The sequence below is a fragment of the Pseudomonas helvetica genome, assembly GCF_039908645.1.
In the GTDB taxonomy this organism is placed as follows: Bacteria; Pseudomonadota; Gammaproteobacteria; order Pseudomonadales; family Pseudomonadaceae; genus Aquipseudomonas; species Aquipseudomonas helvetica.
In genome coordinates, this window is the sequence record NZ_CP150917.1 from 5108366 (window position 1) to 5135315 (window position 26950).

Here is a 26950-nt window from a genome sequence, read left to right on the forward strand (position 1 = left end):
AGGTAAATCCTGTCAGAGTGGCTTACCGCGGTTGCCATGCTGACTGACAAAGGCCTGCACGGCTTTCAGGTCGTTTGGCAAAACTGTGCAGCGCTCATCTCGCTCAAACAAATCAGAAAGATGGGCAGGCAGTTCAAGCGCTTTTCCTACGCCGGCTTTTTCGACGGCTTCAGGGAATTTGACCGGATGGGCCGTTCCCAGAATCACCATCGGAATATCCAGGCTACGACGGCATTCACGCGCAGCCCTGACGCCGATGGCGGTATGCGGATCGAGCAGCTCACCGGTTTGTTCGAAGACTTCAGCGATGGTCTCGCAGGTTTGCGCGTCATCCACGGCCAGCGAGTCGAACAGTTTGCGCGCTTCGGTCCAGCGCTCTTGCTCTACGCTGAAACCGCCACCTTGCTTGAAGGTGTCCATCAGGCCGGCAATCGCCGCACCATTGCGACCGTGCAGGTCGAACAGCAGGCGCTCGAAGTTCGACGAGACCATGATGTCCATCGATGGCGACAGCGTGGCGTGCAGGGTTTCCTTGACGTACTGATTGCCGCTCATGAAGCGGTGCAGGATGTCGTTGCGGTTGGTGGCGACGATCAACTGATTGATCGGCAGGCCCATGTTGCGTGCCAGGTAACCGGCGAAGATGTCGCCGAAGTTGCCGGTTGGCACCGAGAACGACACCGAGCGCGCCGGGCCGCCCAACTGCAGGGCTGCGTGGAAGTAGTAGACGATCTGGGCCATGATCCGCGCCCAGTTGATCGAGTTCACCGCCACCAGGCGCGTGCCTTTGAGGAAGCTCTGGTCGGCGAAGCTCGCCTTGACCATTTCCTGGCAGTCATCGAAGTTGCCTTCGATGGCGATGTTGTGGATGTTCTCGCCGAAGATCGTGGTCATCTGCCGACGCTGCACTTCGGACACGCGGTTGTGCGGGTGCAGGATAAAGATGTCGACGTTTTCGCAGTGCTTGCAGCCTTCGATGGCGGCCGAACCGGTATCGCCCGAAGTGGCGCCGACAATCACTACGCGCTCACCGCGTTTTTCCAGCACGTAGTCGAGCAGACGACCGAGCAATTGCAGGGCGAAGTCCTTGAACGCCAGGGTCGGGCCGTGAAACAGCTCCAGCACCCATTCGTTGCTGTTCAGCTGACGCAACGGTGCCACGGCGCTGTGAGAGAACACGCCGTACGTTTCTTCGAGGATTTTCTTGAAGTCGGCATCCGGGATGCTGCCGGTAACAAACGGGCGCATCACCCGGAAAGCCAGCTCGTGATACGGCAGGCCGGCCCAGGAAGCAATTTCCTCCTGGGTGAAACGTGGCAGGTTTTCCGGCACGTACAGGCCGCCGTCACTGGCCAGACCGGCCAGCAGCACGTCTTCGAAATTCAGGGCCGGTGCCTGGCCGCGGGTACTGATATAACGCATGACTGGCTCCACTATTCAGAGTTCGCAAACCCGGGCTCGCGCACGAGCCCGGTGAACAATAACGACTTAGTTCAGGTGCTCGACGCGGATCCGCACCACCGGACCGACCACGTCGGCCAGGGCCTCGAGGGCGGCGATCGCATCGTTCATACGCTGTTCCTGCACACGGTGGGTCAGCAGGATCATTGGCACCAGGCCGTCGTGTTCTTCGACTTCCTTTTGCATGATCGATTCGATGTTGATACCACGCTGCGACAGAATGCTCGCGACCTGAGCCAGCACGCCCGGATGATCCTTGGCCTGGATGCGCAGGTAGTAGGCGCTTTCGCAGGCTTCGATCGGCAGGATCGGGTGGGCCGACAGCGAATCCGGCTGGAAAGCCAGGTGCGGTACGCGGTTTTCCGGGTCGCTGGTCATGGCGCGAACCACATCCACCAGGTCGGCGATGACCGACGAAGCGGTCGGTTCCATACCGGCGCCCGCCCCGTAGAACAGGGTCGAACCGGCAGCGTCGCCGTTGACCATCACCGCGTTCATCACGCCGTTGACGTTGGCGATCAGGCGATCGGCCGGGATCAGCGTCGGGTGCACACGCAGTTCGATGCCGGCAGCGGTGCTACGCGCCACGCCCAGGTGCTTGATGCGATAGCCCAGCGCTTCGGCGTAGTTCACGTCAGCGGTGGTCAGCTTGGTGATGCCTTCGGTGTAGGCCTTGTCGAATTGCAGCGGGATACCGAACGCGATCGATGCCAGGATCGTCAGCTTGTGCGCCGCGTCGATGCCTTCGACGTCGAAGGTTGGATCGGCCTCGGCGTAACCCAGCGCTTGCGCCTCGGCGAGCACGTCTTCGAAGGTCCGGCCTTTCTCACGCATTTCGGTGAGGATGAAGTTGCCAGTGCCGTTGATAATCCCGGCGACCCAGTTGATGCGGTTGGCCGATAGGCCTTCACGAATCGCCTTGATCACCGGAATGCCACCGGCTACCGCTGCCTCGAACGCCACGATCACGCCTTTCTCGCGGGCCTTGGCGAAAATTTCATTACCGTGAACGGCGATCAGTGCCTTGTTCGCGGTGACCACATGCTTGCCATTCTCGATGGCTTTGAGTACCAGCTCGCGGGCAACGGTATAGCCGCCCATCAGCTCTATAACGATGTCGATCTCAGGGTTCGTGGCCACTTCGAAGACATCGTTGGTAATCGCAATACCGGTCGTCTGGAACTGAGGCTTTGGCGTGCGCATGGCAATTTGTGCCACTTCGATTCCACGCCCGGCACGACGAGCAATTTCCTCGGCGTTGCGCTGAAGTACGTTGAAGGTACCGCCACCGACGGTCCCTAACCCACAGATGCCTACTTTGACCGGTTTCACTGTGAACTCCCCATAAAACGGCCGACTCAAGGTCGGCCGTGGAAAACAGCCGCACAGCGTGCGGCTCTCTATTAATGGAGCGTCGACTGCTGCCGCCGCTCCATGATCGTCAAAGGCTTACCGTGACGACGCAGGATTATTTCGCACTCAGCGCCAGTTTGGCGACTTGTGGTGCTGGCTGGTAGCCCGGAATCACTTGGCCATCGGCCAAAACGATAGCCGGTGTACCGTTCACGCCGATCGACTGGCCCAGGGCGAACTGCTTGGAAACCGGGTTGGCGCACTTGGCAGCCTTGATTTCCTTGCCATCGACCATTTTGTCCATCGCCGCTTTTTTGTCAGCAGAGCACCACACGGCTTGCAGTTGCTCATCACCCGGCGAGCCGAGGCCCTGGCGCGGGAAAGCAACATAACGCACTTCGATGCCCATTTTGTTCAATGCAGGCACTTCGGCGTGCAATTTGTGGCAGTACGGGCAAGTGGTGTCGGTGAATACGGTGATGTGGGTCTTGGTTTCGCCAATCGCCGGGTAAACCACGGTTTCAGCAACCGGAATGCCGTTGATCAGTTTGGAGATCCCCAGACGCTCGGCCTTCTCGGTCAGGTTGACCGGTTTGCCGTCCTTGAGCTGGAACACATAGCCCTGAACGATGTACTGGCCGTCGGCGCTCGCGTACAGCACGCGGCTACCCTTGAGTTTGACTTCATAGAGACCGGTCAGCGGACTGGCACTGATGGACTCGATCGGGGTGTCGAGCTGGAGGGTTTCCAGGCTTTTACGAATGGCTTTATCAGCCGCATCATCGGCGATGGCAAAGGTGCTGACCAACGCAATGGCTGCGGCGGCGAAAATCTGGGTCAGACGCATGAGAACTCCTGAAGGCGGGCAAATGGGTCGGCTAGAACGCCGGTACTGAAACACCGGGTCATAATCGCCCATCGTGCAAACCCGCAAAGCCTACCACATAAGGCCCGCGTGGCCGAATGCGCCTGACGCAAGTCACTATGCGAAACCTGACTGACGACCATTGTGGCGAGGGGGCTTGCCCCCGTCGGCCGGTCCGCGCTCGGGCGCAGCAGTCGTAAACCGGCTGCTGCGGCTTACCGGAATAACTGCGGTGACCGGCTTGGGGGCCGCTTCGCGCCCCAACGGGAGCAAGCTCCCTCGCCACAGAATCACGCTTGCCACCGGTGTTCCGCTAGCCGCGTGGGTGGTGTTTGGCGTGCAGGTCTTGCAAACGGGCACGCGCAACGTGGGTGTAGATCTGGGTGGTCGAGAGGTCGCTATGGCCGAGCAACATCTGCACCACCCGCAAATCGGCGCCGTGGTTGAGCAAATGCGTGGCGAAGGCGTGGCGCAAGGTGTGCGGCGACAGGGACTTGCCGATCCCGGCGACTTTGGCCTGATGCTTGATGCGATGCCAGAAGGTCTGGCGGGTCATCTGCTCGCCACGCAGGCTCGGAAACAGCACATCGCTGGGCCGTCCGCCCAACAACTCGCTACGCCCGTCACGCAGGTAGCGCTCGACCCAGACAATCGCCTCCTCGCCCATCGGCACCAGTCGCTCCTTGCTGCCCTTGCCCATGACGCGAAGTACGCCCTGGCGCAGATTGATCTGCTCCAGCGTCAGGCTGATCAGCTCGGTAACCCGCAAGCCGCAGGCATACAGCACTTCCAGCATGGCGCGATCGCGCTGGCCGATCGCTTCGCTCAGGTCCGGTGCGGCGAGCAAGGCTTCCACATCCGCTTCCGACAACGACTTGGGCAATGGCCGGCCGAGTTGCGGCATGTCGACGCGCAATGTGGGGTCGACGGCAATCAGCTTTTCACGCAGCAAATAGCGATAGAACCCACGCACACCCGAAAGAAACCGCGCAGTAGACCGGGGCTTGTAGTTTTGCTCGAGGCGCCAGGCCAGATGATCGAGGATCAGCTCGCGCCCGGCATTGAGCAGTTCCAGGCCCTTCTCCTGCAACCAGCCGTTGAACAGGGCCAGGTCGCTGCGATAGGCGTCACGGGTGTTATCGGACAGGCCCTTCTCCAACCACAGGGCGTCGAGAAACTGGTCTATCAGTGGGTGATCAATGGCAGGCATAAAGGCTCAAGCAAGACAGATAACAACGAACAGTCTTTCATAGCATGGTCGCTCGCGAAACCACTGCGCTTTCAGGGAGAGGAATAAATCACGGGCAACAAAAAAGCAGCCCGTAGGCTGCTTTTTTCTGCATCGGAAGCTGGACTTAAACCAGTTTTTCCTTGATGCGAGCTGCTTTACCCGACAGGTCACGCAGGTAGTACAGCTTGGCTTTACGTACGTCACCGCGACGCTTGACAGCCATGCTGTCGATTTGCGGGCTGTAGGTCTGGAAAGTACGCTCTACGCCAACACCGTTGGAGATTTTACGAACAGTGAAAGCACTGTTCACACCACGGTTACGCTTGGCGATTACTACGCCTTCGAACGCTTGCAGACGCGAACGGTCGCCTTCCTTCACTTTCACCTGAACGACAATGGTGTCGCCCGGGGCAAAGGTAGGGATCTCTTTGGTCATCTGCTCTGCTTCGAGTGCAAGGATGATTTTGTTAGTCATGCTGTGCTCCTAAGGTAAATCGTCGGATCTACCATCGATACGTTGTTAACTATCGTCCCGCTCGCGGATGTATTCCTCGAGCAGCTTCTTCTCTTCTCCAGAAAGCGAGCGGCTTTCCAGAAGATCGGCGCGTCGTTCAAAGGTCCTACCAAGGGACTGCTGTAAACGCCAACGCCGGATATGCGCGTGATTGCCACTCAGCAACACGTCGGGAACACGCTGATCCGCATACACCTCAGGTCGGGTGTAGTGCGGGCAATCCAGCAAACCATCCGTAAAGGAATCTTCCTCGGCGGAGTCCGCATGCCCTAAAGCTCCAGGCAGCAGTCGTGTAACCGCATCGATCAGGACCATCGCCGGCAGCTCGCCGCCAGACAGTACATAGTCGCCAATCGACCACTCTTCATCGACATGAGCGTCAATAAAACGCTCGTCAATGCCTTCATAGCGGCCGGCAATCAGGATTAATGCTTCCTCATTCGCCAACTCGCGTACCGCCGACTGAGTCAGTTGACGGCCTTGGGGCGACAGGTAAATTACCTTCGCCGCCTCCCCGGCTGCTGCCTTGGCCTGAACCAGAGCATCTTCCAGGGGCTTGATCTTCATCACCATGCCCGGACCACCGCCAAATGGGCGATCATCCACAGTGTGATGTCGATCCGTTGTGTAGTCTCGCGGATTCCAACAGGTCAGCTGCAAGAGCCCCTGTTTCACCGCACGACTGGTGATGCCGTAGTCGCTGATGGCGGAAAACATCTCGGGAAACAAACTGATCACTTCGACGCGCAAGTTAGCCACGCTTAGAAGTCCGCGTCCCAATCCACCTTCATCTCGCCTGCTGCGAGGTCGACGGCCAACACGCATTGCTCCGTATAGGGCAACAGGCGTTCGCGATCATCCAGGCTGCCAGCGCAAGGCTTGACCACCATGACATCGTTCGAGCCAGTCTCCAGCAGGTGATCGATCTTCCCGAGCAATTGCCCGAGGTGGTCGATGACCTTCAGACCTTCCAGCTGGTACCAGTAGTACTCGCCGTCGGTCAGATCAGGAAACAGGTTACGCGGCACGCAGATTTCAAAACCGGCCAGAAGACGAGCTTCTTCACGGTCATCGAGACCTTTGAGCTTTGTGACCAGAAACTTGCCGCCTTGTACGCGGCCGCTGACCAGCTCTACCTGCCGTACATCGCCTTCGCGCTTGAGCGTCCAGGTTTTGTAGTCCAACAGGTTTCCAATCGGATCAGTAAAGGAAAAGACCTTCACTTCGCCGCGAACGCCATGAATAGAATAAATCTTGCCGATAACGATCAAATCATCAGCGATTGCTGGCGTCGCGTTCATATCGCTCAGGCCGCAGCCTTAGAAGCGTCCTTCAGCAACTGAGCAACGCGCTCAGAAGGTTGTGCACCAACGCTCAGCCAGTAGGCTACGCGCTCTTGGTTCACGGACAGGCGGACTTCTTGACCACGAGCGATCGGGTTGAAGAAACCAACTTGTTCTTTGTGCGAACCGTCGCGTGGGTTGCGGCTGTCGGTCACGGTCAAGTGGTAGAACGGGCGCTTTTTGGAGCCGCCAAGGGCAAGACGGATTGTTAGCATGTGAACATAGTTCCTGTAGTCGGTGCTGCAAATCTAAATGCACAGCGGGCATAGGTGCCCGAAAGGCCGCATATTCTAAGGAATATCCGGACTTTTGCAAACGTCTTTTTCCGGCACCTGTCAGTGTGCCATCCAGATTTGCTATAGAGCCGTTGCGAACAACGGCGAGTCAGCTCCCGCCAATGCGGGCTTGCTGTGGGTCCCACGTCCGTGTGGGGCCGCGCCGACATGAATGCCGACGCGAATTCTTTACATTTTCGGCATGCCGCCGCCAGGCAACATACCGCCCATGCCGCGCATCATTTTCGCCATTCCGCCTTTGGCGGAGAACTTCTTCATCATCTTCTGCATCTGCTTGTGCTGCTTGATCAAGCGCCCGATGTCCTGCACCTGGGTGCCGGAACCCATGGCGATCCGACGCTTGCGCGAACCGCTGATCAGCTCAGGGTCGCGGCGCTCGGCCGGGGTCATGGAGTTGATGATGGCTTCCATCTGCTTGAATTGCTTCTCTGCCGCACCCTGGGCATTGCCCATTTGCGCCAGATTCACTCCGCCGATGTTCGGCAGTTTGTCCATGAGCCCGCCGAGGCCGCCCATGTTCTTCATCTGTTGCAGCTGATCGCGGAAGTCTTCGAGGTCGAAGCCTTTGCCCTTCTTCAGCTTTTTGGCCAGTTTGTCGGCCTTGTCTTTGTCGAGGGTTGCTTCGGCCTGCTCGATCAGGCTGAGCACGTCGCCCATGCCGAGGATACGCGACGCAATACGCTCTGGATGGAACGGTTCGAGGGCTTCGGTCTTCTCGCCCATACCGATGAACTTGATCGGCTTGCCAGTGATCGCACGTACCGACAGCGCGGCACCGCCACGGGCGTCACCGTCGACCTTGGTCAGGATCACACCGGTCAGCGGCAGCGCGTCGCCAAAGGCCTTGGCCGTGATGGCGGCGTCCTGGCCGGTCATGGCGTCGACCACGAACAGCGTTTCGACCGGTTTGATCGCCGCGTGCAGGGCCTTGATCTCGCCCATCATCTCTTCGTCGATGTGCAGGCGACCGGCGGTATCGACGATGACCACGTCGATGAATTTCAGTCTGGCTTCTTTAATAGCCGCTTCGGCGATGTCGACCGGCTTCTGGCTCAGGTCGGACGGGAAGAACGTCACGCCGATGTCGTTGGCCAGGGTTTCCAGCTGCTTGATCGCGGCCGGGCGGTAAACGTCCGCCGACACCACCATGACCGACTTCTTCTTGCGCTCTTTAAGGAAGCGCGCCAGTTTGCCAGCGGTGGTGGTTTTACCGGCACCTTGCAGACCAGCCATCAAAATGACGGCTGGCGGCACGGCGCTCAGGTTCAAGTCTTCGTTGGCTGCGCCCATCAGGCTTTCGAGTTCGGCCTGGACGATCTTCACGAAGGCCTGGCCCGGCGTCAGGCTGCGCGACACCTCGGTGCCGACAGCGCGCTCCTTGACCGAGTTGACGAAGTCTTTGACCACCGGCAAGGCGACGTCGGCTTCGAGCAACGCCATACGCACTTCGCGCAGGGTGTCTTTGATATTGTCCTCGGTCAGCTTGGCCTTGCCGGTGACATGGCGCAGCGTCTGCGAGAGACGGTCGGTTAAGTTTTCAAACATGCGCGATCCTTTCAGGCCCTATGGAGACCGAGGTAATGGCGGCCCAGACCGTGAAAAACATGTGCTCGGCGAGCCTGCGGCGTGGGCAGGTCGCGGATTATAGCGAAGACTGCGTCTGGCGCACACCCGCCGTCTGGTTGAGTGGTCTTTCGTGTCATGTCGGTTGTATGCCAAACTCAGCCTCTTTCGGGCTTGCCTAACAGGATTTATGCTCCCTTTGTCACCCAGTTTGCTCAGCACCCTCGCCGCCGCCTGCTTATACGCCGCTGCGACTCTCTATCAAGGCACTCGTCTGGCCCAAGGCGCCAAGGCGAACAAACGCCTGCTGGTCTCGCTCGGCATCCTTGCCGTGCTGGCCCACAGCGCGAGCCTCCTGACCCACCTGATGATGCCGACTGGCCTGGGCCTGGACTTTTTCAGTGCCGCCAGCCTGATCGCCGCGGCCGTTATCGCGCTGACACTGCTGGCCTGCTCACGGATCCCGGTGGAAAACCTGCTGGTGTTGTTGTTCCCGCTGGGGATGACCACGGTGCTGCTGGCGCAGTTCGCGCCTTCGGGCACGGTGCAGGTGATCGACGAAGAACCGGGGATTCTGGCGCATATCCTGCTGTCGATCCTCGCCTACGGCATGTTCACCATCGCGGTGTTCCAGGCCTTGCTGCTGTTGGTCCAGGACCACCAGCTCAAGCACAAGCACCCGTCCGGGCTGATCAAGAACTTCCCGCCGCTGCAAACCATGGAAAGCCTGCTGTTCGGTTTCCTCTGGGCCGGCTGGACCCTGCTGTCGCTGTCGCTGATCTCCGGCTGGCTGTTCGTCGAAAACCTGTTCGCCCAGCATCTGGTGCACAAAACCCTGCTGGCATGCCTGGCCTGGATCGTGTTCAGCGTGTTGCTGTGGGGCCGCAATCGTCTTGGCTGGCGCGGCCACAAGGCCATTCGCTGGACCCTCGCCGGTTTCTGCCTGCTGATGCTGGCCTATTTCGGCAGCAAGCTGGTCCGCGAATTCATCCTGCACATCTGACGGGCGCTCGTTATGGATAACCTGCCCATAGGGCCGCTGCTCGCCGTGCTAGCCCTGCTGATCTTGTGGTCAGGGCTGTTCACCGCCATCGAAGCCGCACAGCAACATCTATTGACCCAGCGGACCGCCTCGCGCTCTGGCGACAAGCCGATGGCGAAACTCAATTTCCCGCTCAACAGCCTGATCTTCTGCAATACCCTGTGCCGCGCACTGGTAGTAGTCATCAGCACGCTGCTGGCGATTTTCGGCTGGGCTGAAAAAGGCCCATGGCTCGCCTGCCTGAGCGCCACTGCTGCGTTACTGGTATTTGCCGATTACCTGCCACGCACCCTCGCCAGCCGTTATCCGGACACCATTCTGGCGCTGGGCAACACCCTGCTCGGCGTGCCGCTGAAAATAATTTACCCGGCCGCCTGGCTGCTCGGCGGCATCAGCCAATTGCTGCTCAAGCCGTTCGCACGCAAGATCAAGGTCGTCCAGCAAAGCGAAGACGAACCACCGGCCCCGCAGAACGACGGCACCGACCACGAACACCCGACCTGCCGCCCACACGCGCTGTCGGGCATTCATGCGCTGGATAACATCACCGTCAACGACATTCTGGTGCCGCGCAGCGAAGTCGACGGGATCAATCTGGACGATTCGATAGAGGAAATCATCGAACAGCTGCGCGCTAACAAACGCACGCGCCTGCCGGTGTTTCACAGCGATATCAACCAGGTCGAAGCGGTACTCAATACCCGACAGATCCGCCATTTGCTGCCCGACGCCAGCCTGACCAAAGAAGCCTTGCTGGCGGCGTGCCACGAACCTTACTTCGTCCCGGAAAGCACCCCGCTGCAACTGCAATTGCTGAACTTTCACAAGCAGCAGCGCCGCTTGGGCATGGTGGTCGACGAATACGGTGAAGTAGAAGGCATCGTCACCCTGGAAGACATTCTCGAAGAAATCGTCGGCGAATTCGAAAGCCAGCACAGCCTCGACAACCCGCACATTCACCCGCAGGCCGACGGCCGATTGGTGATCGAGGGCGCGGCCTCGATTCGTGAGCTGAACAAGAGCCTCGGCTGGCACCTGCCGAGCGACGGCCCGAAAACCCTCAACGGGCTGGTCACCGAAGCGCTGGAAACCATTCCCGACAGCGCGGTGTGCCTGAAAATCGGGCGTTATCGCCTGGAAATCCTCGAAACCGAAGACAACCGTGTCAGCCGGGTATTGATCTGGCACGTAGCCGCTGGCGAGGCCACAAGCCTTCGTTCGGCAGCGAAACCGCTGTAAAACCCACATCCCTGGGTGTTCGACCATAATAATTCGCTCCACCGGAGCACATGACTGTCAGGGATTACCGCATGACTACCAGCACCACTTACAGCGACGCTGTGCCTGCCCAACCGACGAACTCCACCACGCGGGTCGCAACGGCCAGTTTCATTGGCACCGCCATCGAGTTCTACGACTTCTACGTCTACGCCACCGCCGCCGCACTGGTGATCGGCCCGGTGTTCTTTCCGCAGACCTCTGGCACCGCCCAGATGCTTTCGGCCTTCCTGACCTTCGGTATCGCGTTCCTGGCCCGCCCCTTGGGCTCGGCGCTGTTCGGCCACTTCGGCGACCGTATCGGGCGCAAATCCACCCTGGTCGCATCCTTGTTGCTGATGGGCGTGTGCACCACGCTGATCGGCGTGCTGCCGGGTTACGAGAGCATTGGCGCCTGGGCACCGATCCTGCTTTGCGTATTGCGCTTCGGCCAAGGCCTTGGACTGGGCGGCGAATGGGGCGGTGCAGCGTTGCTCGCCACCGAAAACGCACCAAAGGGCAAACGCGCCTGGTTCGGCATGTTCCCGCAACTCGGCCCTTCTATCGGTTTTCTCGCGGCGAACGGGCTGTTCCTGACCCTGGCGATGACCCTGAACGACGAGCAGTTTCGCTCCTGGGGCTGGCGGATTCCGTTCCTGCTCAGCGCCGTGCTGGTGATGGTCGGCCTGTACGTGCGTCTGAAACTGCATGAAACACCGGTCTTCGCCAACGCGATGGCGCGTCAGGAACGGGTGAAGATCCCGCTGGTCGAGCTGTTCAGCCAATACTGGGCGCCGATGCTGTTGGGTGCGGCGGCGATGGTCGTCTGCTACGCGCTGTTTTACATCTCGACGGTGTTTTCCCTGAGTTACGGTGTTTCGACCCTGGGTTACAGCCGCGAAACCTTTCTCGGCCTGCTGTGCTTCGCCGTGCTGTTCATGGCTGCAGCCACACCACTGTCGGCCTGGGCCAGTGACCGTTTCGGGCGCAAACCGGTGCTGATCATCGGTGGCGTGCTGGCGATTCTCTCGGGCTTCACTATGGAACCGCTGCTGACCCACGGCACGACCTGGGGCGTGGCGCTGTTCCTGTGCATCGAGCTGTTTCTGATGGGCGTGACGTTCGCCCCGATGGGCGCGCTGCTGCCAGAGCTGTTCCCCACCCGCGTGCGTTATACCGGCGCGTCGGCGGCCTACAACCTGGGCGGCATTGTTGGCGCTTCGGCGGCACCGTTCTTCGCGCAGAAGCTGGTGGCGATGGGTGGATTGAGTTGGGTTGGCGGGTATGTGTCAGCGGCAGCGGTGATCAGCCTGATCGCGGTGCTGTGCCTGAAAGAGACGCGGCATAACGACCTGAATCAGGTTGCCTGATAGATCGTCATCGCGGGCAAGCCTTGCTCCTACGGATACATGTCGAACACACCATTGTGCATTGACCCAATCCTGTAGGAGCAAGGCTTGCCCGCGATGCTTTTAGAGCTCTACAACGACGGCTTGCGAGGCACGGGTCGCTTTGGCGCGGGCGGCCTCGATCGACTCGTCACGCGCCAGGGCAACGCCCATGCGGCGCTGACCGTTGACTTCCGGCTTGCCAAACAGGCGCAGTGCCGTATCCGGCTCGGCCAGTGCGGCACCCAGATTGGCGAAAGCGGTCTGGGTCGACTGCCCTTCCACCAGAATCACTGCCGACGCCGATGGGCCGAACTGACGGATCAACGGGATCGGCAAGCCGAGAATCGCCCGTGCATGCAAGGCGAACTGCGACAGGTCCTGAGAAATCAGGGTCACCAGACCGGTGTCGTGCGGGCGCGGAGAAACTTCGCTGAACCACACCTGATCACCCTTGATGAACAGCTCAACGCCAAACAGACCACGGCCACCCAGGGCCTCGGTCACGGCTTTGGCCACGCGCTCGGACTCCGCCAGCGCAATCGGGCTCATCGCTTGCGGCTGCCAGGATTCTTGATAGTCGCCCTTCTCCTGACGATGGCCGACCGGTGCACAGAATGTGGTGCCGCCGATGTGGCGAACGGTGAGCAAGGTGATTTCGTAGTCGAAGTCGATGAAGCCTTCGATGATCACCCGACCTTTACCGGCACGACCACCTTCCTGCGCGTAATCCCAGGCTTTCTGCACGTCATCGACGCTACGCAGCAGGCTCTGGCCTTTGCCCGAGGAGCTCATGACCGGCTTGACCACGCACGGGAAGCCCAGGTCCTCGACCGCCTTGCGGTAGTCTTCGAAGGTATCGGCGAAGTGGTATGGCGAGGTCGGCAGGTCCAGCTCTTCAGCCGCCAGACGACGGATGCCTTCACGGTTCATGGTCAACTGCGCGGCGCGAGCGGTCGGGATCACGGTGAAGCCTTCGGCTTCCAGCTCAACCAGCGTGGCGGTGGCGATGGCTTCGATTTCCGGCACGATAAAGTGCGGCTTCTCGGCTTCGATCACGGCACGCAGGGCCGCGCCGTCGAGCATGTTGATCACGTGGCTGCGATGCGCCACCTGCATCGCCGGCGCGTTGGCGTAACGATCCACGGCAATCACTTCAACGCCCAGGCGTTGCAGTTCGATCACCACTTCCTTGCCCAACTCACCACAGCCACACATCAATACGCGGGTCGCGGTTGGCGACAATGGAGTTCCGATACGGGTCATCTCAGGTCCTCAAAGGAGCGGATCATCGAGGGATGCGGCGCCAGGCGCGCATCCCTTAGGGAGAAAGCGCGGCATTTTACATGAACCTGAGGGTTTGGCTCAGCTTGCCAGCGCGTTCTTGCGCAAACGCCAGGCCATGGCCAGCCAGACGATGGTCACGCCGGCGAATTTCGAGCCCAGGGCGGTGAGGATCACGCCCGGCGTCAGGGCATCGATCATGCCGAAGAAGATGAAGGTATCCAGCGGAATGCTCAGCGCCGAACTTATCCACAGACGGTCGTGCAACGGACGCTTGGTAATGCTGAAGACCAGCCAGTCAATGCACTCCGAAACGGCGAAGGCAATGGCGCTGGCCAAGGCGATGGACGGATCGGAGGTGAGGTAGGACAGAACCAGCGCCGCCAGCATCGCGACGAGCGCGCCATGACCGAAACGGGTTTGCACCATGTCGCGCAGCACAAATATCAGACCACCCCAGGCTGACCAGATGATGTCCAGGTGCGGGGCGGTGGAAAAGGCGTAGTTGATCAGCACGACACTGCTGATGTAAGCGATCAGGAAGAACATGGCGCGCGGGGATACCTGTCAATTTTGTGCACAGGGTACTTCATCTTCGATGCATGGATAACCTGTGGCGAGGGAGCTTGCTCCCGCTCAGGAAGCGAAGCGGCCCTGAAATCAGAGCATGCGGTGTGTGAGATAGAGTTCATCAGTAGGTTTGGGGCCGCTTCGCAGCCCAACGGGAGCAAGCTCCCTCGCCACAAATGCCCACAAGGCTCACTAGGTCCGCCCGGTTCAGGTACTGGACTTGGAAGGCAACATCCAAAGCACCCCGCTCGACTTCGCTCGCTCATGACACAACCCCAGCACCTTGCGGCGTTCGTCGTTGTCCATGCGGCTCCAGCGGGTAATCTCCTCCACCGTGCGTTGGCAGCCGGTGCAGATATCGTCCTCGTCCAGTGCGCAAATGTTCACGCACGGTGAGCGTACAGGTTTTTCGTTGTCGCTCATTGTTCCTGCTCGACCAGATCGCGGGCATAGCGCTGCGAGTTATGCACATAGTGGGCGGCACTGGCTTCGAGCATTTTTTTCTGCGGCTCGGTCAGTTCACGTACTACTTTGCCCGGCGAGCCCATGACCAGCGAACCGTCAGGAATTTCCTTGCCTTCGCCGATCAGCGAGTTGGCGCCGATGATGCAGTTCTTGCCGATTTTCGCGCCGTTGAGGATCACCGCGTTGATGCCGATCAGGCTGTAATCGCCCACCGTGCAGCCGTGTAACATGGCGTTATGACCAATGGTTACTCCGGTGCCGATAGTCAGCGGGTAGCCCATGTCGGTGTGCATCACCGTGCCATCCTGCACATTACTGTTCTTGCCGATCAGGATCAGCTCGTTGTCGCCGCGCAACACGGCGTTGAACCAGACGTTGGCGCCCTCTTCCAGTTTGACCTTGCCCACCAGCACGGCGTTAGGTGCGACCCAGCTCTGCGGGTGAGTTTCGACGCGGGCGTCGCCCAGGCGGTATTTCATCTTATTGTCCTCAAGGCCAGGCAGGCTCACTTGCAAAGCAGGCTTCACGCCATACGCGCGACGGTTTCAGATATTGATAAAGTTTTTCGGTGGTTGATGCAGGCTGATCTGCGCGTCATAGAGCAGGTTGATCAGCTCGACGATCATGATTGCGGTCAGGCCCCAGATTTTGTATTCGCCGAAACGGTAGCTCGGCACATACCAGCTGCGGCCCTGATAATCGATGCGGTGCGTGTGTTCACGCGGGTCCTTGCGGAAGAACTCCAGCGGTACGCTGAACACTGCGGCAATTTCAGCATCGTTGGCCCGGTACTCGACGAAGTCCGGAATCACCCCGACGTAAGGCGTGACCTTGATCCCGTGCAGGGAGATCAACGGACTCAACGGGCCGATGACTTCCACCAGACCGGGTGGCAGGCCGATTTCTTCTTCGGCTTCGCGCAATGCGGTGAAAATCAGGTCCGGGTCTTCCGGATCGCGTCGCCCGCCGGGGAAGGCCACTTCACCGCCGTGGGTCGAGAGCCCGCTGGCACGCAGGGTCAGAACCAGCTCCGGTTCATCACTGCGGGTGATAGGCACCAGGACCGCGGCCTCCGGAAAACGCAGGTCGGTTTCCAGCGTGCGCGGCGTGTGGTTGCTTACCCGATGCAGTAGCTCGTCCAGCATGAGTGCTCTCGATTTGTTAGCTACCTTGCATCATGCACCAAACACATCGACCGCCCAACCCCCCGAACCATGGCATGTCGCTAAACGACAACTTGCCGACAGACACCACCGCACGCCAAGATAGGCGTAGCATTTTCGGAAGCCCAGCATGAAATTCTGCAGCCAGTGCGGTAACCCGGTCACCCAACGCATTCCTGAAGGCGACTCGCGCCTGCGGTACGTCTGCGACCAGTGCCAGACCATTCATTATCAGAACCCGAATATTGTCGCCGGCTGCCTGCCAATCTGGGGTACTCAGGTGTTGTTATGCCGGCGCGCCATCGAGCCGCGCCGCGGTTATTGGACCTTGCCGGCCGGTTTCATGGAAAACGGTGAAACCATCGAACAGGCAGCCATTCGCGAAACCGCCGAAGAAGCGTGTGCACGGGTGCGCAACCTGAACATCTATACGCTGATCGATGTGCCGCACATCAGCCAGGTGCACGTATTCTTTCGTGCTGAACTGACGGACCTGGACTTTGCCGCGGGCGAAGAAAGCCTGGAAGTCAGGCTTTTCGATGAAGCCGACATCCCGTGGTCGGAGCTGGCTTTCCGCACGGTCGGCCGTACCCTAGAATGCTTCTTCGCTGACCGCCGGGTAGAACATTTTCCTGTGCGTTCCGAATCAATTCCTCCGCTTGCTCAGCCTGCGATCATTTAAACTATAAAAATACGCCGTACTCTCAGGGATATCGTTTTAATGCGCTGGTTGCTTGCCGCTTTCTGCCTGTCGTTTGTCATGGTTTCCCACGCTGCCACCACGGAGACCCTGGACGGCAAAATCATTGAAAAAGTGTTGGTGCTCAAATCTGCCCATCAGTTGCAGCTGATCAATGATGGCAAGCCACTGCGGACCTATCGCATCTCGCTGGGCAAAAACCCCAAGGGCCCGAAACTGATGGAGGGTGATCGACGCACTCCAGAAGGTTTGTATTGGCTGGACTGGCGCAAGGTCAGCGACCGCTTCAACCTGGCCATGCACATTTCCTACCCGAACATCAGCGATTCCGTCCGCTCGCGCCGCGAAGGTGTGCAGCCCGGTGGCATGATCATGATCCATGGCACCCCGGACACTGAAGAAAACCCTGAAGAGCTGTTCCACACCCTGGACTGGACCGACGGCTGCATTGGCATGCGCAACGTCGACATGCGCGAAGTCTGGGGTCTGGTCAAAGACGGTACGATGATCGAAATCCGCCCATAGTCCTCAAACACCCCAATACCTTGTGGCGAGGGAGCTTGCTCCCGCTGGGCTGCGAAGCGGCCCCAAACCTTGCAAACCGGTTTACCTGATAAATCTCGACAACCGACATCAGGACCGCTTCGCGCTCCAGCGGGAGCAAGCTCCCTCGCCACAAGGGCCGTTGTGCCTGAAAGATTGAAAATATATTAAAAAAATTGTCACCGTCACCAGCCCCTCGCGTGAATACCACTTCACACCACAGGCACTGACGCAGACTGCGATTTCTACTGCCACACCCCCCTCCCCTAATACCACTTAAAACCCAATACCGCCGCGCCCTCCAGCGCAGCGCTTATTCGCTCGCCCCTAGTGGACCACTGGCGTTGACATGGTATTTAAGTGGTATTAGTTTTGCGCCATGACCGGGGCAACAACACTCCACTCTCCCCATCGGACCTACACCCATGAACCACATCCTGGCCCTGCGCCCTGACGACACCCAGCCAACGCCGTTGTACCTGCAACTGGCGCGCAACCTGGAAGCGGCGATTCATGCCGGCCAGTGGAAAGCCGAGCAGGCATTGCCGTCGGAACGCAACCTCAGCGAAATGCTGAACATCTCCCGCGTGACCGCCCGCAAGGCGCTGGAAGTGCTGTTCGAACAAGGCTTGATCCGGCGCAGCCAAGGCTCCGGCACCTTCATCACTCCGCGCCTCGAGCAACCGCTGTCCCGGCTGTCCGGCTTCAGCGAAATGCTCCGCCTCAAAGGTTTCGTGCCGAGTTCGCAATGGCTGGAGCGCGAAATCACCCAGCCGACTCACGAAGAACTGATCCGCCTTGCGCTCTCGCCCTACGACAAGGTCGCGCGCCTCAAGCGACTGCGTAAAGCCGACGACACCGTGATGGCCATCGAGATGAGCACCCTGCCCGCCTCGATCATCGCCCAGCCACAAGCGGTCGGTGATTCGCTTTACGAATACCTCGACGGCATCGGCAAACCGGTGGTGCGCGCCCTGCAACACATTCAGGCGATCAACGCCTCGGACGAATTCGCCGCGCTGGTCGGCATCGCCCCCGGCACCGCCATGCTGCTGATGACCCGGGTCGGTTACCTCGAAGACAACACCCCGATCGAAGTCACCGACACCTATTGCCGCAACGACTACTACGACTTTGTCGCAGAGCTGCGTCGCTGAGCCCTGTGTCATTGAAGCCGGAGAACTACTGATGTCCGAAGAAGCACTGATGTCCGAAGACAACATCCTCACCGCCCAAGGCTGGATCCGCGGCCGCTTGATCCATGAACACGGCAAGATCGTGCGCATCGAAGGTCAGCTCTGCGACCCGGCAGATAACGACCTGCCTTACCTGCTGCCGGGTTTCATCGACCTGCACGTCCACGGCGGTGGCGGCAAGGACATCATGGAAGGCACGCCGGCCTTCGACACCATCACCAAAACCCACGTGCGTTTCGGCACCACCTCGCTGCTGGCCACCACCATGACCGCGCCACCGGAAGAAATTTCCCGGGTGCTGGCCGAGGTCGGCGAGTTCTGCGAACAGCGCCCGAAAGGCTGCGCCCGGGTACTCGGCGTGCACCTCGAAGGACCGTACATCAACCCTGGAAAACTCGGTGCACAACCGAACTTTGCCCACACCGCGCTGATGGCCGAAGTCGAAGCCTACCTGGCGCTGGCGCCGATCCGGGTGATCACCATTGCCCCGGAAATCGCCGGTCACGACAAACTGATTCGCGCCCTCAGCGACCGCGGCATTCGCATGCAGATCGGCCACACCCTGGGCAGCTACGAAGAAGGCGTCGCGGCGCTGGAGGCCGGCGCCAGCAGTTTCACCCACCTTTATAACGCCATGAGCCCGCTGCATCACCGCGAACCGGGAATCGTCGGCGCGGCACTGGCTCACGCCAAATACGCGGAACTGATTCCCGACCTGCTGCACGTGCATCCCGGCGCCATCCGCGTAGCCCTGCGCTCGATCCCGTGCCTGTATTGCGTCACCGATTCCACCGCCGCTGCCGGCATGCCGGACGGCGAATACAAGCTCGGCAGCCACACCGTGACCAAATGCCTGGGCGGCGTGCGCCTGCCTGACGGCACGCTGGCCGGCAGCACTCTGACCATGGATCAGGCGCTGCGCAACCTGGTGAAGATCGGCCTGCCACTGGCCGAGGCCTCGCAACGGCTGTCGCAATTCCCTGCCGATTATCTCGGCATCCATGAGCGCGGCCGCCTGCAACCCGGCGCCTGGGCTGACTGCGTGCGTCTGGATCGCTCACTCACACTGACCGCCGTAACGGTCGAAGGAGAAGACATTGACTTCAAAAATGCTTGAAGAGGCGCTGTCCTCGTACAAGGCCGTCGACGCTCAGTTGCAGCAACTGGATCCGCAGATGATCGAGATCGCCGGACGCCTGAACCGTCAGCCGCCGCAAGTGGCGATGACGGTTGCACGCGGCAGTTCCGATCACGCCGCCAGCTACTTCGCCTACCTGACCATGCAGCACGTGGGTATTCCGGTGGCATCGCTGCCGATGTCGGTGGTGACCATGCAGCAAGCGCCGCTGAAGGTCAGCGGTCAGGCGGTATTCGCGTTCTCGCAGTCCGGGCAAAGTCCGGATCTGGTCAACAGCCTGCGTCTGCTGCGCAAACGTGGCGCCCTGAGCATTTCGATGGTCAATGCCGAGAACTCGCCACTGGAGGCCGCCTGTGAATTCAGCCTGCCGCTGTGCGCCGGTACCGAAAGCAGCGTCGCCGCGACCAAAAGTTTCATCGCCACCCTCAGCGCCAGCGCGCGGCTGATCGCCCACTGGAAGCAGGACGCCGAGTTGCTGCAAGCCGGCCTCGCGTTGCCAGAAGGATTGCGCGACGCCGCCACGCAGGACTGGAGCCTGGCGGTCGACGTACTGCGTGACTGCCAACGCTTGATGGTGATTGGTCGCGGCGCAGGGTTTGCCATCGCCCAGGAAGCGGCACTGAAACTCAAGGAAACCTCGGCGATCCAGGCCGAAGCCTTCAGCAGCGCCGAAGTCAAACACGGGCCAATGGCACTGATCGACGATAACTACCCCCTGCTGGTGTTCGCCCCGCGCGGCGCCGAACAGGCTGGCTTGCTGAGCCTCGCAGCCGAGATGCGTCAACGTGGTGCCCGCGTATTGCTGGCCGCCCCGGATGACGTCAGCGAACGCGACCTGACGCTGAGCCGCGCCGAGCACGCGGCGCTGGACCCGATTCTCGCCATCCAGAGTTTCTACGTCATGGCGGCCGGCCTCGCGGTCGCCCGTGGCATGGACCCGGACCAGCCGCGTCACTTGAGCAAAGTGACCCGCACCCACTAACACGCCCGAATCGAGTACCGCGCCATGCATAACAACAATAAAGACCTGACCCTCAGCGCCCCGCTCAGCGGCCCGGTGCTCACGCTTGCCAAGGTTCCGGACCCGGTGTTCGCCAGCGGCGCCATGGGCGACGGGATCGCCATCGACCCGCTGAACAACACCCTGCACGCACCGTGTGCCGGGGTGGTGGTGCATGTCGCCCGCACCGGCCATGCCGTGACCCTGCGCGCCGACAATGGCGCCGAACTGTTGCTGCACCTGGGCCTGGACACCGTCGAGCTGCAAGGCGAAGGGTTCTCGATGCTGGTCAAGGAAGGCACCCGCGTCAGCAATGGCCAGGCACTGCTGCGCTTTGATCTGGACCAGGTCGCGCAAGGCTGTAAAAGCCTGGTCAGCCTGTTGGTCCTGACCAACAGCGAAGACTTCCAGGTGCTGCCGATCACCCTCAAATCGGTCAAGGTCGGCGAACCGTTGCTGCACATCGTGCCAAGAACCACCCACAGCACACAGGTCGAGGCAGACAGCTCAGGTGCCGAGGTTCACGGGCACATTCGCATCATCCATCGCGGCGGTCTGCATGCACGACCAGCGGCGCTGATCCGCCAGACCGCGCACCTGTTCAACAGTAAATCGCAGCTGCATTTCGCCGGTAAATCGGCGTCGTGCGACAGCCTGATCGGACTGATGGGCCTGGGGATTGGCGAGCAGGACGAGGTTCAAGTCAGTTGCAAGGGCGCGGACGCCAAGGCGGCGTTGCAAGCCTTGTTGAACGCCTTGTCCACGGCGGTCAACGACGACAGCCACGCGACCGCACCGACACCGATTGCCCAGCGTACCCGTACCGCCGAAGCCGGCGTGCTCAATGGTGTCTGTGCAGCGCCGGGCCTGGTCGGCGGCCCGCTGTTCCAACTGGCGGCCATCCCTCTACCGGAAGACACCGGCAAGCATAACGCCGAAGAACAACTGCAAGCCCTCGACCGTGCACTGGAACAGGTTCGCAGCGAAATCCGCGAAACGCTGTCCCACGCCAAAAAGCACAAACACACCGAAGAGGAACAGATTTTCGCCGCCCACCTGGCGCTGCTCGAAGACCCGGCGCTGCTTGAAGCGGCCATCCAGTCGATCGATCAGGGCAGCGCCGCCACCCACGCCTGGAGCCAGTCAATCGAGGTGCAATGCGAGGTATTGCAACAGCTCGGCAACCCACTGCTGGCCGAACGCGCCAACGACCTGCGCGACCTCAGGCAACGGGTACTGCGCGCCTTGCTCGGTCAGGACTGGCACTACGACGTACCGGCCGGCGCTATCGTCGCCGCGCATGAACTGACCCCTTCCGATTTGCTGCAACTGAGCCAGCAAGGCGTCGCCGGGCTGTGCATGGCCGAAGGTGGCGCGACCTCCCACGTGGCGATTCTTGCCCGTGGCAAAGGCCTGCCGTGCCTGGTTGCCCTCAGCGCCTCACTGCTCCATCTACCGCAAGGCCAGTCGGTGGTGCTGGACGCCGATGGTGGACGCCTGGAGCTGACGCCCGACAGCCAACGCCTGGAGCAAGTCGCCCAAGCCCAGCGTGAACATCTGCAACGCCGCGAACACCAACAAGCGCAAGCCCACACCCCGGCACACACCCGTGATGGTCTGCGGATCGAAGTCGCGGCCAACGTGGCCTCCAGCAATGAGGCGGCTGATGCGTTGAAAGGCGGCGCCGATGGCGTTGGCCTGCTGCGCACCGAGTTTCTGTTCGTCGATCGCCAGACCGCGCCGGATGAACAGGAACAACGCCAGGCCTATCAAGCGGTGCTGGATGCCATGGGCGACAAGTCAGTGATCATCCGTACCATCGACGTCGGCGGCGACAAACAACTCGACTACCTGCCGCTGCCGGCCGAAGCCAACCCGGTGCTCGGCCTGCGCGGCATCCGCATGGCCCAGGTGCGCCCGGAGCTGCTCGACCAACAATTGCGCGCACTGCTGCAAGTCAGCCCGTTGCAGCGCTGCCGGATTTTGCTGCCGATGGTCACCGAGGTCGACGAATTGCTGTACATCCGCCAACGCCTCGATGCCTTGTGCGCCGAGCTTGCGCTCACGCAGCGTCCAGAACTGGGGGTGATGATCGAAGTCCCGGCCGCGGCGCTGCTCGCCGAGCAATTGGCGGAACACGCGGACTTCCTGTCCATCGGCACCAACGACCTGTCCCAATACACCCTGGCCATGGACCGCGACCACGCCGGTCTCGCCGCACGGGTCGATGCCCTGCACCCGGCGCTGCTGCGGCTAATCGCCCAGACCTGCATCGGTGCCGCCAAGCATCAGCGTTGGGTCGGCGTTTGCGGTGCACTGGCCTCCGATCCACTGGCGACCCCGGTGCTGATTGGCCTGGGTATCCGCGAGCTGTCCGTCAGCCCGCCGCAAGTCGGTGAAATCAAGGAACGCGTCCGCCAACTGGACGCCGCCGACTGCCGACGCTTCAGCGCCACCCTGCTCAACCTGAGCAGCGCCACGGCGGTGCGTCACGCCTGTCATCAACATTGGCCTCTGAGCTAAAAACAACAAGAACACAGGGAGATACGCCATGTACCAACTCTTCATCGAAGGCTTGCAGCGCCTCGGACGGGCGCTGATGCTGCCCATCGCGATCCTGCCGATTGCCGGCCTGTTGCTGCGTCTGGGCGACACCGACCTTTTGAACATCGCGATCATCCACGACGCCGGGCAAGTGATCTTCGCCAACCTGGCGCTGATCTTCGCCATCGGCATCGCAGTCGGGTTCGCCCGGGACAACAACGGCACCGCCGGGCTGGCCGGGGCGATTGGTTACCTGGTGATGGTCTCCACACTGAAAGTGCTGGATGCGAGCATCAACATGGGCATGCTCGCCGGGATCATCAGCGGCTTGATGGCCGGCGCGCTGTACAACCGCTTCAAGGACATCAAGCTACCGGAATACCTGGCGTTCTTCGGCGGCCGGCGCTTCGTGCCGATTGCCACCGGGTTCAGCGCCGTTGGCCTAGGCGTAATCTTCGGTTTGATCTGGCCGCCGATCCAGCACGGCATCAACAGCTTCGGCCAACTGCTGCTGGAAAGCGGCAGCATCGGTGCCTTCGTCTTCGGCGTGTTCAACCGCTTGCTGATCATCACCGGCCTGCACCACATCCTCAACAACATGGCGTGGTTCATCTTCGGCAGCTTCACCGACCCGACCACCGGCGCCATCGTCACCGGCGACCTGGCACGCTATTTTGCCGGCGACCCGAAGGGCGGCCAGTTCATGACCGGGATGTTCCCGATGATGATCTTCGGTCTGCCCGCCGCCTGCCTGGCGATGTACCGCAACGCCCTGCCGGAACGCCGCAAAGTCATGGGCGGGATCTTCCTGTCGATGGCCCTGACCTCGTTCCTGACGGGCGTCACCGAACCGATCGAATTCGCCTTCATGTTCCTCGCACCGCTGCTGTATTTACTGCACGCGCTGCTGACTGGCATGGCGATGGCCATCACCAATGCGTTGAACATTCACTTGGGCTTCACCTTCTCTGGCGGCGCCATCGACATGGCGCTGGGCTGGGGCAAGTCCACCAACGGCTGGCTGGTGTTCCCGGTAGGCCTGGCGTACGCGGTGATCTACTACGTGGTGTTCGACTTCTGCATCCGTCGTTTCAACCTGAAGACACCGGGGCGTGAAGGTGTCGTCGGTGGTGAAAAGGTGGTGCTAAGCGAAAATCAACGCGCCGGAGCCTACATTCAAGCCTTGGGCGGTGCTGAAAACCTGATCACCGTCGGCGCTTGCACCACGCGCTTGCGCCTGGAAATGGTCGACCGCAACAAAGCCTCCGACAGCGAATTGAAAGCCCTCGGCGCCATGGCCGTGGTTCGCCCCGGCAAAGGCGGCAGCTTGCAGGTAGTGGTCGGGCCGCTGGCGGACAGCATCGCCGATGAAATTCGCCAGGCGATGCCGACTGCTGGTTCAGCTTTGGTAGCCGCTGTAGTGGTGACCGAAGAAACGCCGAAAGCAGCACCCGTGGAGACACCAGAAGCGCAGAAATGGCTTAACGCCGTGGGTGGCAGCGACAACGTGCTGCAACTGGATTGCGTGGCCATGACCCGGATTCGCCTGCAACTGGCGGACGGTAAAGCGCTGTCGGAATGTCAGCTGAAGGACTTGGGTTGCCAGGGTGTCAGCGCGTTGGACGGTGGCGTGTGGCACCTGTTGATTGGCGACAAGGCGTTGAGTTTGAGTGAGGCGCTGGAGGGGTTGGTGAATCGGAGTGAGGTCAGCGCCAAAGTCTGAAAATCGACACAACTCCTGTGGCGAGGGAGCTTGCTCCCGCTGGAGTGCGGAGCACTCCCAAAACCGGGCAACCCATATTTCCAGAAACAACGCTTAGCCGGTTTTACGACTGCTTCGCAGCCGAGCGGGAGCAAGCTCCCTCGCCACAAAGTACATCCGAACCTCGACGTTCCCCGCCCAACAAAAAACCGCTGACCGTTTCCGGTTCAGCGGTTTTTTTTGTTTTACGCCGCATGAATGACCTGCTGCGCCGCTATTCCTTGACGTAAAACTGGTCAGACTCCGACGGGTTGTAGTCATCCAGCGCCTTGTCCACCAACAACAAAGCGCCATCGACCATCCGGCAAATCGCCAGCGCCACGCTGCGTCGCGAACCTTCGATCTCGAATGCCAGGTCGGCGGCCATCACCTTGACCGAGGCCAGATCTTCCGAGGCATTGGCCAACAGGCTTTCGAGGCCCACGTCGGGTGAAACGCTGAACAAGCGGTCTGAGCGCAAGTCGCTGAAGCGCAGTTTGGCGAGGGTGGGTTTCAGGTAGTGATCGAGGGCGCGGTGCGCGGCGTCGTGGAGCTTTTTTGAATCGAGGGATTCGTAGGGGGAGACGTCGTCGTGTTCTGGAGGGATGGAGTTGTCTTTGATCATTGTGGAGCTCCTGAGAAAAATTGGAGCGACCGACATCCGTTGTAGATGCGGCGCCTGTAAGCGCCTAACAATTTTCGGGCTTGCAGTCCCGGTCGCTGAATTGGCAGCGACGATCAAAGGCTAGACGCGGTGCTTCCGAGCGGCAACCTTAAAGACTTGTCAGAGATTTCTGCGCTGCCCGTGATGCTGTCGTCGAATTCGACTCGACTCCTACAGGCATTACACAAGTGCCATCCCCACGCGCAGCATCTAACCACTCAGGCCGGCTGTCAGGCCGCCGTGCTCTTTGTAGTGGTCAACTAATTCCGGACACCTCGATAGGTGGTTTAGACGCCATTGCCGTTCGTAAACGGTCGGTGGCAGATATCCCAGTTTCGAGTGCAGCCGCTCGTTGTTGTAAAACCCAACGATGTATTCAGTGATGTCACGTATCGCTTCGGCGTGATTGGCGTAATCGCGCCGCCATACCCGCTCCATTTTCAAACTCAGGAAGAAGCGCTCCATCACTGAGTTGTCCCAGCAGTTACCTTTACGGCTCATGCTTTGCTGCATGTTATTTCTTGTCAGCAGCGCCCTGTAGCTCGCGCTGGCGTACTGGCTACCGCGATCCGAATGAGCGATCAGACCAGGTGGCGGTTGACGCTGAGCAACTGCCAGTTGCATTGCACTACACACCAGCTCAGCCGGCATGTTCGGGGCCATGGACCAACCCACGATCTTGCGTGAGAACAAGTCCAGTACCACGGCCAGATACAGCCAGCCGCTACGGGTCCGGATATAGGTAATGTCCGCTACCCAGGCCTTGTTCACCGCTTCGGGTTCGAATTGGCGATTCAACACATTTTCAGCAATCGGCAGATCATGGTTGCTATCGGTCGTGTGCACAAACTTGCGCTTCCAGGCCGAACGCAGACCGTGGGCACGCATCAAACGACGAATTTTATAAACGCCTATTTCCATGCCCTTGGCGCGTAACGCTTTACGCAACGGGCGACTGCCATAACAGCCGCCACTCGCGGCAAACGATGCCTTGAGTTGCAGAGCCATGGGACAAACTGATGCTGGCGCTTCAGCACGCTTGTTGGCTTCGTAGAAGCCGGATCGACTGATACCCAGCAGCCGACAGACATGCGCCACCGAATAAGCCTTCTGTTGCAGCTGCCGAACCAAGCGATACGTTACTTCAGCTCGCGGGCAAAGAAGGCGGTAGCTTTTTTTAATACATCGTTATCCATCTTGAGCTGGCGGTTTTCCTGCTCTAACTGTCGGATACGTTGTTGCTCAGCAGTCAAGGGTTTGCCGATTCCGGTCTCTCCCAACTGTTCAGCCTCGTACTGCTGTACCCAGCGCCGGACGGCAGTCTCACCAATATTCAGGTCGCGGCAGACCTGCGGAACGGCCAGTCCCTGGTCCTTGATCATCTTTACGACTTGCAGCTTGAAGCTGTCGTCGAATGTTCTGCGTTTGCCAGTCATGAAAAACTCCTCGATAGATGCATTCTCCACCTATCGAGGTGTCCGGGGAAATTAGACCACTACACTTGCTGTTGATCTTGATCCACCCGCCCCTTCGGGAGGCCGAGTGGAGGTGTTCATCAGGGGGTGGGCGCGCAGCGCCGTACGGCGCAGCCGGACACATCGAGAGGAGGTCGTCGCGAAGCAGACCGTA

At 60.3% G+C, this 26950-nt stretch carries 26 protein-coding genes; 10 read left to right on the forward strand and 16 right to left on the reverse strand.

The window, feature by feature from the left end; all coding sequences use genetic code 11:
• Positions 1 to 12: 12 nt before the first annotated feature.
• The 9 genes from thrC to ffh form a co-directional block, all read right to left on the reverse strand.
• Positions 13 to 1422 carry a threonine synthase gene (gene thrC / locus AABM55_RS23675; protein WP_347927915.1) on the reverse strand — a complete coding sequence of 470 codons (1410 nt, stop codon included), beginning with the start codon at positions 1420 to 1422 and terminating at the stop codon, positions 13 to 15.
• Between the two features lie 66 nt (positions 1423 to 1488).
• A complete protein-coding gene (locus AABM55_RS23680) occupies positions 1489 to 2793 on the reverse strand; it encodes a homoserine dehydrogenase (RefSeq protein ID WP_054593847.1) in 1305 nt (434 codons plus the stop codon).
• A gap of 136 nt (positions 2794 to 2929) precedes the next feature.
• A complete protein-coding gene (locus tag AABM55_RS23685) occupies positions 2930 to 3661 on the reverse strand; it encodes a DsbC family protein (RefSeq protein ID WP_347927916.1) in 732 nt (243 codons plus the stop codon).
• 331 nt (positions 3662 to 3992) lie between these two features.
• Positions 3993 to 4889, reverse strand: coding sequence for a site-specific tyrosine recombinase XerD (gene xerD / locus AABM55_RS23690; RefSeq protein ID WP_347927917.1), 897 nt, complete (start codon positions 4887 to 4889; stop codon positions 3993 to 3995).
• A gap of 145 nt (positions 4890 to 5034) precedes the next feature.
• Positions 5035 to 5385, reverse strand: a complete 351-nt coding sequence (gene rplS, locus AABM55_RS23695) for a 50S ribosomal protein L19 (RefSeq protein WP_054593850.1) — start codon at positions 5383 to 5385, stop codon at positions 5035 to 5037.
• A gap of 45 nt (positions 5386 to 5430) precedes the next feature.
• Complete coding sequence (gene trmD / locus AABM55_RS23700; RefSeq protein WP_019692017.1) at positions 5431 to 6183, reverse strand: tRNA (guanosine(37)-N1)-methyltransferase TrmD; 753 nt, start codon at positions 6181 to 6183, stop codon at positions 5431 to 5433.
• A 2-nt stretch (positions 6184 to 6185) separates the two neighbouring features.
• On the reverse strand, positions 6186 to 6725 hold the full coding sequence (gene rimM / locus AABM55_RS23705) for a ribosome maturation factor RimM (RefSeq protein ID WP_054593851.1): 540 nt from the start codon (positions 6723 to 6725) through the stop codon (positions 6186 to 6188).
• A 5-nt stretch (positions 6726 to 6730) separates the two neighbouring features.
• Entirely contained in the window at positions 6731 to 6982 is a 252-nt protein-coding gene (gene rpsP, locus AABM55_RS23710) for a 30S ribosomal protein S16 (protein ID WP_003209587.1), read from the reverse strand.
• A gap of 249 nt (positions 6983 to 7231) precedes the next feature.
• A complete protein-coding gene (ffh, locus tag AABM55_RS23715) occupies positions 7232 to 8608 on the reverse strand; it encodes a signal recognition particle protein (protein ID WP_019692014.1) in 1377 nt (458 codons plus the stop codon).
• 208 nt (positions 8609 to 8816) lie between these two features.
• On the opposite strand from ffh, the gene AABM55_RS23720 reads away from it, so the two are divergent.
• The 3 genes from AABM55_RS23720 (at position 8817) to AABM55_RS23730 (ending at position 12295) form a co-directional block, all read left to right on the forward strand.
• Positions 8817 to 9629, forward strand: a complete 813-nt coding sequence (locus AABM55_RS23720) for an inner membrane protein YpjD (protein ID WP_054593852.1) — start codon at positions 8817 to 8819, stop codon at positions 9627 to 9629.
• Between the two features lie 12 nt (positions 9630 to 9641).
• The gene (locus AABM55_RS23725; protein WP_347927918.1) at positions 9642 to 10907 is read left to right on the forward strand and encodes a transporter associated domain-containing protein; all 1266 of its coding nucleotides are present in this window, start codon (positions 9642 to 9644) and stop codon (positions 10905 to 10907) included.
• A 71-nt stretch (positions 10908 to 10978) separates the two neighbouring features.
• The gene (locus AABM55_RS23730; protein ID WP_054593854.1) at positions 10979 to 12295 is read left to right on the forward strand and encodes an MFS transporter; all 1317 of its coding nucleotides are present in this window, start codon (positions 10979 to 10981) and stop codon (positions 12293 to 12295) included.
• 102 nt (positions 12296 to 12397) lie between these two features.
• Here the strand turns inward: AABM55_RS23730 and purT are convergent, their stop codons facing one another.
• The 5 genes from purT to AABM55_RS23755 all read right to left on the reverse strand — a co-directional run bounded on the left by purT (position 12398) and on the right by AABM55_RS23755 (position 15777).
• A complete protein-coding gene (gene purT, locus AABM55_RS23735; RefSeq protein WP_347927919.1) occupies positions 12398 to 13579 on the reverse strand; it encodes a formate-dependent phosphoribosylglycinamide formyltransferase in 1182 nt (393 codons plus the stop codon).
• Positions 13580 to 13678: 99 nt separating this feature from the next.
• A complete protein-coding gene (locus tag AABM55_RS23740) occupies positions 13679 to 14146 on the reverse strand; it encodes a preQ0 transporter (RefSeq protein WP_347927920.1) in 468 nt (155 codons plus the stop codon).
• A gap of 228 nt (positions 14147 to 14374) precedes the next feature.
• Entirely contained in the window at positions 14375 to 14590 is a 216-nt protein-coding gene (locus tag AABM55_RS23745) for a DUF1289 domain-containing protein (RefSeq protein WP_347927921.1), read from the reverse strand.
• Positions 14587 to 15111 (reverse strand): gamma carbonic anhydrase family protein, encoded by a 525-nt coding sequence (locus tag AABM55_RS23750; RefSeq protein ID WP_007936184.1) that lies wholly within the window; start codon positions 15109 to 15111, stop codon positions 14587 to 14589. The genes AABM55_RS23745 and AABM55_RS23750 overlap by 4 nt, the downstream gene beginning before the upstream one ends.
• Positions 15112 to 15177: 66 nt before the next feature.
• On the reverse strand, positions 15178 to 15777 hold the full coding sequence (locus AABM55_RS23755; protein WP_054593858.1) for a CoA pyrophosphatase: 600 nt from the start codon (positions 15775 to 15777) through the stop codon (positions 15178 to 15180).
• Between the two features lie 148 nt (positions 15778 to 15925).
• Between AABM55_RS23755 and AABM55_RS23760 the strand changes: the two genes are divergently transcribed.
• From AABM55_RS23760 to nagE, 7 genes are all read left to right on the forward strand, one after another.
• Complete coding sequence (locus tag AABM55_RS23760) at positions 15926 to 16477, forward strand: NUDIX hydrolase (RefSeq protein WP_054593859.1); 552 nt, start codon at positions 15926 to 15928, stop codon at positions 16475 to 16477.
• Positions 16478 to 16516: 39 nt separating this feature from the next.
• Positions 16517 to 17020 (forward strand): murein L,D-transpeptidase family protein, encoded by a 504-nt coding sequence (locus AABM55_RS23765; RefSeq protein WP_054593860.1) that lies wholly within the window; start codon positions 16517 to 16519, stop codon positions 17018 to 17020.
• 443 nt (positions 17021 to 17463) lie between these two features.
• Positions 17464 to 18195, forward strand: coding sequence for a GntR family transcriptional regulator (locus AABM55_RS23770; protein WP_071551701.1), 732 nt, complete (start codon positions 17464 to 17466; stop codon positions 18193 to 18195).
• A 49-nt stretch (positions 18196 to 18244) separates the two neighbouring features.
• Positions 18245 to 19351: an N-acetylglucosamine-6-phosphate deacetylase gene (gene nagA / locus AABM55_RS23775; RefSeq protein WP_103315688.1), complete on the forward strand. Its 1107-nt coding sequence runs from the start codon at positions 18245 to 18247 to the stop codon at positions 19349 to 19351.
• Positions 19332 to 20354 (forward strand): SIS domain-containing protein, encoded by a 1023-nt coding sequence (locus AABM55_RS23780; RefSeq protein WP_347927923.1) that lies wholly within the window; start codon positions 19332 to 19334, stop codon positions 20352 to 20354. The genes nagA and AABM55_RS23780 overlap by 20 nt, the downstream gene beginning before the upstream one ends.
• 24 nt (positions 20355 to 20378) lie before the next feature.
• Complete coding sequence (ptsP, locus tag AABM55_RS23785) at positions 20379 to 22895, forward strand: phosphoenolpyruvate--protein phosphotransferase (RefSeq protein WP_347927924.1); 2517 nt, start codon at positions 20379 to 20381, stop codon at positions 22893 to 22895.
• Between the two features lie 28 nt (positions 22896 to 22923).
• On the forward strand, positions 22924 to 24639 hold the full coding sequence (gene nagE / locus AABM55_RS23790; protein WP_347927925.1) for an N-acetylglucosamine-specific PTS transporter subunit IIBC: 1716 nt from the start codon (positions 22924 to 22926) through the stop codon (positions 24637 to 24639).
• A gap of 253 nt (positions 24640 to 24892) precedes the next feature.
• Here the strand turns inward: nagE and AABM55_RS23795 are convergent, their stop codons facing one another.
• Both AABM55_RS23795 and AABM55_RS23800 read right to left on the reverse strand, forming a co-directional pair.
• On the reverse strand, positions 24893 to 25282 hold the full coding sequence (locus AABM55_RS23795; protein ID WP_347927926.1) for a DUF6124 family protein: 390 nt from the start codon (positions 25280 to 25282) through the stop codon (positions 24893 to 24895).
• A gap of 249 nt (positions 25283 to 25531) precedes the next feature.
• Positions 25532 to 26757 (reverse strand): IS3 family transposase gene (locus AABM55_RS23800; protein WP_347927927.1). Its coding sequence is split into 2 segments (ribosomal slippage): positions 25532 to 26502 and positions 26502 to 26757, totalling 1227 coding nucleotides; the frame shifts between segments, so codons are not numbered across the junction.
• Positions 26758 to 26950: the final 193 nt, after the last annotated feature.

What these genes read in the sequence shown, in the direction of transcription:
- thrC (WP_347927915.1), bottom strand. Translation starts at nt 1,422, where the DNA reads ATGCGTTATATCAGTACCCGCGGCCAGGCACCGGCCCTGAATTTCGAA.
- AABM55_RS23685 (WP_347927916.1), bottom strand. Translation starts at nt 3,661, where the DNA reads ATGCGTCTGACCCAGATTTTCGCCGCCGCAGCCATTGCGTTGGTCAGC.
- xerD (WP_347927917.1), bottom strand. Translation starts at nt 4,889, where the DNA reads ATGCCTGCCATTGATCACCCACTGATAGACCAGTTTCTCGACGCCCTG.
- rplS (WP_054593850.1), bottom strand. Translation starts at nt 5,385, where the DNA reads ATGACTAACAAAATCATCCTTGCACTCGAAGCAGAGCAGATGACCAAA.
- rimM (WP_054593851.1), bottom strand. Translation starts at nt 6,725, where the DNA reads ATGAACGCGACGCCAGCAATCGCTGATGATTTGATCGTTATCGGCAAG.
- rpsP (WP_003209587.1), bottom strand. Translation starts at nt 6,982, where the DNA reads ATGCTAACAATCCGTCTTGCCCTTGGCGGCTCCAAAAAGCGCCCGTTC.
- ffh (WP_019692014.1), bottom strand. Translation starts at nt 8,608, where the DNA reads ATGTTTGAAAACTTAACCGACCGTCTCTCGCAGACGCTGCGCCATGTC.
- AABM55_RS23720 (WP_054593852.1), top strand. Translation starts at nt 8,817, where the DNA reads ATGCTCCCTTTGTCACCCAGTTTGCTCAGCACCCTCGCCGCCGCCTGC.
- AABM55_RS23725 (WP_347927918.1), top strand. Translation starts at nt 9,642, where the DNA reads ATGGATAACCTGCCCATAGGGCCGCTGCTCGCCGTGCTAGCCCTGCTG.
- AABM55_RS23730 (WP_054593854.1), top strand. Translation starts at nt 10,979, where the DNA reads ATGACTACCAGCACCACTTACAGCGACGCTGTGCCTGCCCAACCGACG.
- purT (WP_347927919.1), bottom strand. Translation starts at nt 13,579, where the DNA reads ATGACCCGTATCGGAACTCCATTGTCGCCAACCGCGACCCGCGTATTG.
- AABM55_RS23740 (WP_347927920.1), bottom strand. Translation starts at nt 14,146, where the DNA reads ATGTTCTTCCTGATCGCTTACATCAGCAGTGTCGTGCTGATCAACTAC.
- AABM55_RS23745 (WP_347927921.1), bottom strand. Translation starts at nt 14,590, where the DNA reads ATGAGCGACAACGAAAAACCTGTACGCTCACCGTGCGTGAACATTTGC.
- AABM55_RS23750 (WP_007936184.1), bottom strand. Translation starts at nt 15,111, where the DNA reads ATGAAATACCGCCTGGGCGACGCCCGCGTCGAAACTCACCCGCAGAGC.
- AABM55_RS23755 (WP_054593858.1), bottom strand. Translation starts at nt 15,777, where the DNA reads ATGCTGGACGAGCTACTGCATCGGGTAAGCAACCACACGCCGCGCACG.
- AABM55_RS23760 (WP_054593859.1), top strand. Translation starts at nt 15,926, where the DNA reads ATGAAATTCTGCAGCCAGTGCGGTAACCCGGTCACCCAACGCATTCCT.
- AABM55_RS23765 (WP_054593860.1), top strand. Translation starts at nt 16,517, where the DNA reads ATGCGCTGGTTGCTTGCCGCTTTCTGCCTGTCGTTTGTCATGGTTTCC.
- AABM55_RS23770 (WP_071551701.1), top strand. Translation starts at nt 17,464, where the DNA reads ATGAACCACATCCTGGCCCTGCGCCCTGACGACACCCAGCCAACGCCG.
- nagA (WP_103315688.1), top strand. Translation starts at nt 18,245, where the DNA reads ATGTCCGAAGACAACATCCTCACCGCCCAAGGCTGGATCCGCGGCCGC.
- ptsP (WP_347927924.1), top strand. Translation starts at nt 20,379, where the DNA reads ATGCATAACAACAATAAAGACCTGACCCTCAGCGCCCCGCTCAGCGGC.
- nagE (WP_347927925.1), top strand. Translation starts at nt 22,924, where the DNA reads ATGTACCAACTCTTCATCGAAGGCTTGCAGCGCCTCGGACGGGCGCTG.
- AABM55_RS23795 (WP_347927926.1), bottom strand. Translation starts at nt 25,282, where the DNA reads ATGATCAAAGACAACTCCATCCCTCCAGAACACGACGACGTCTCCCCC.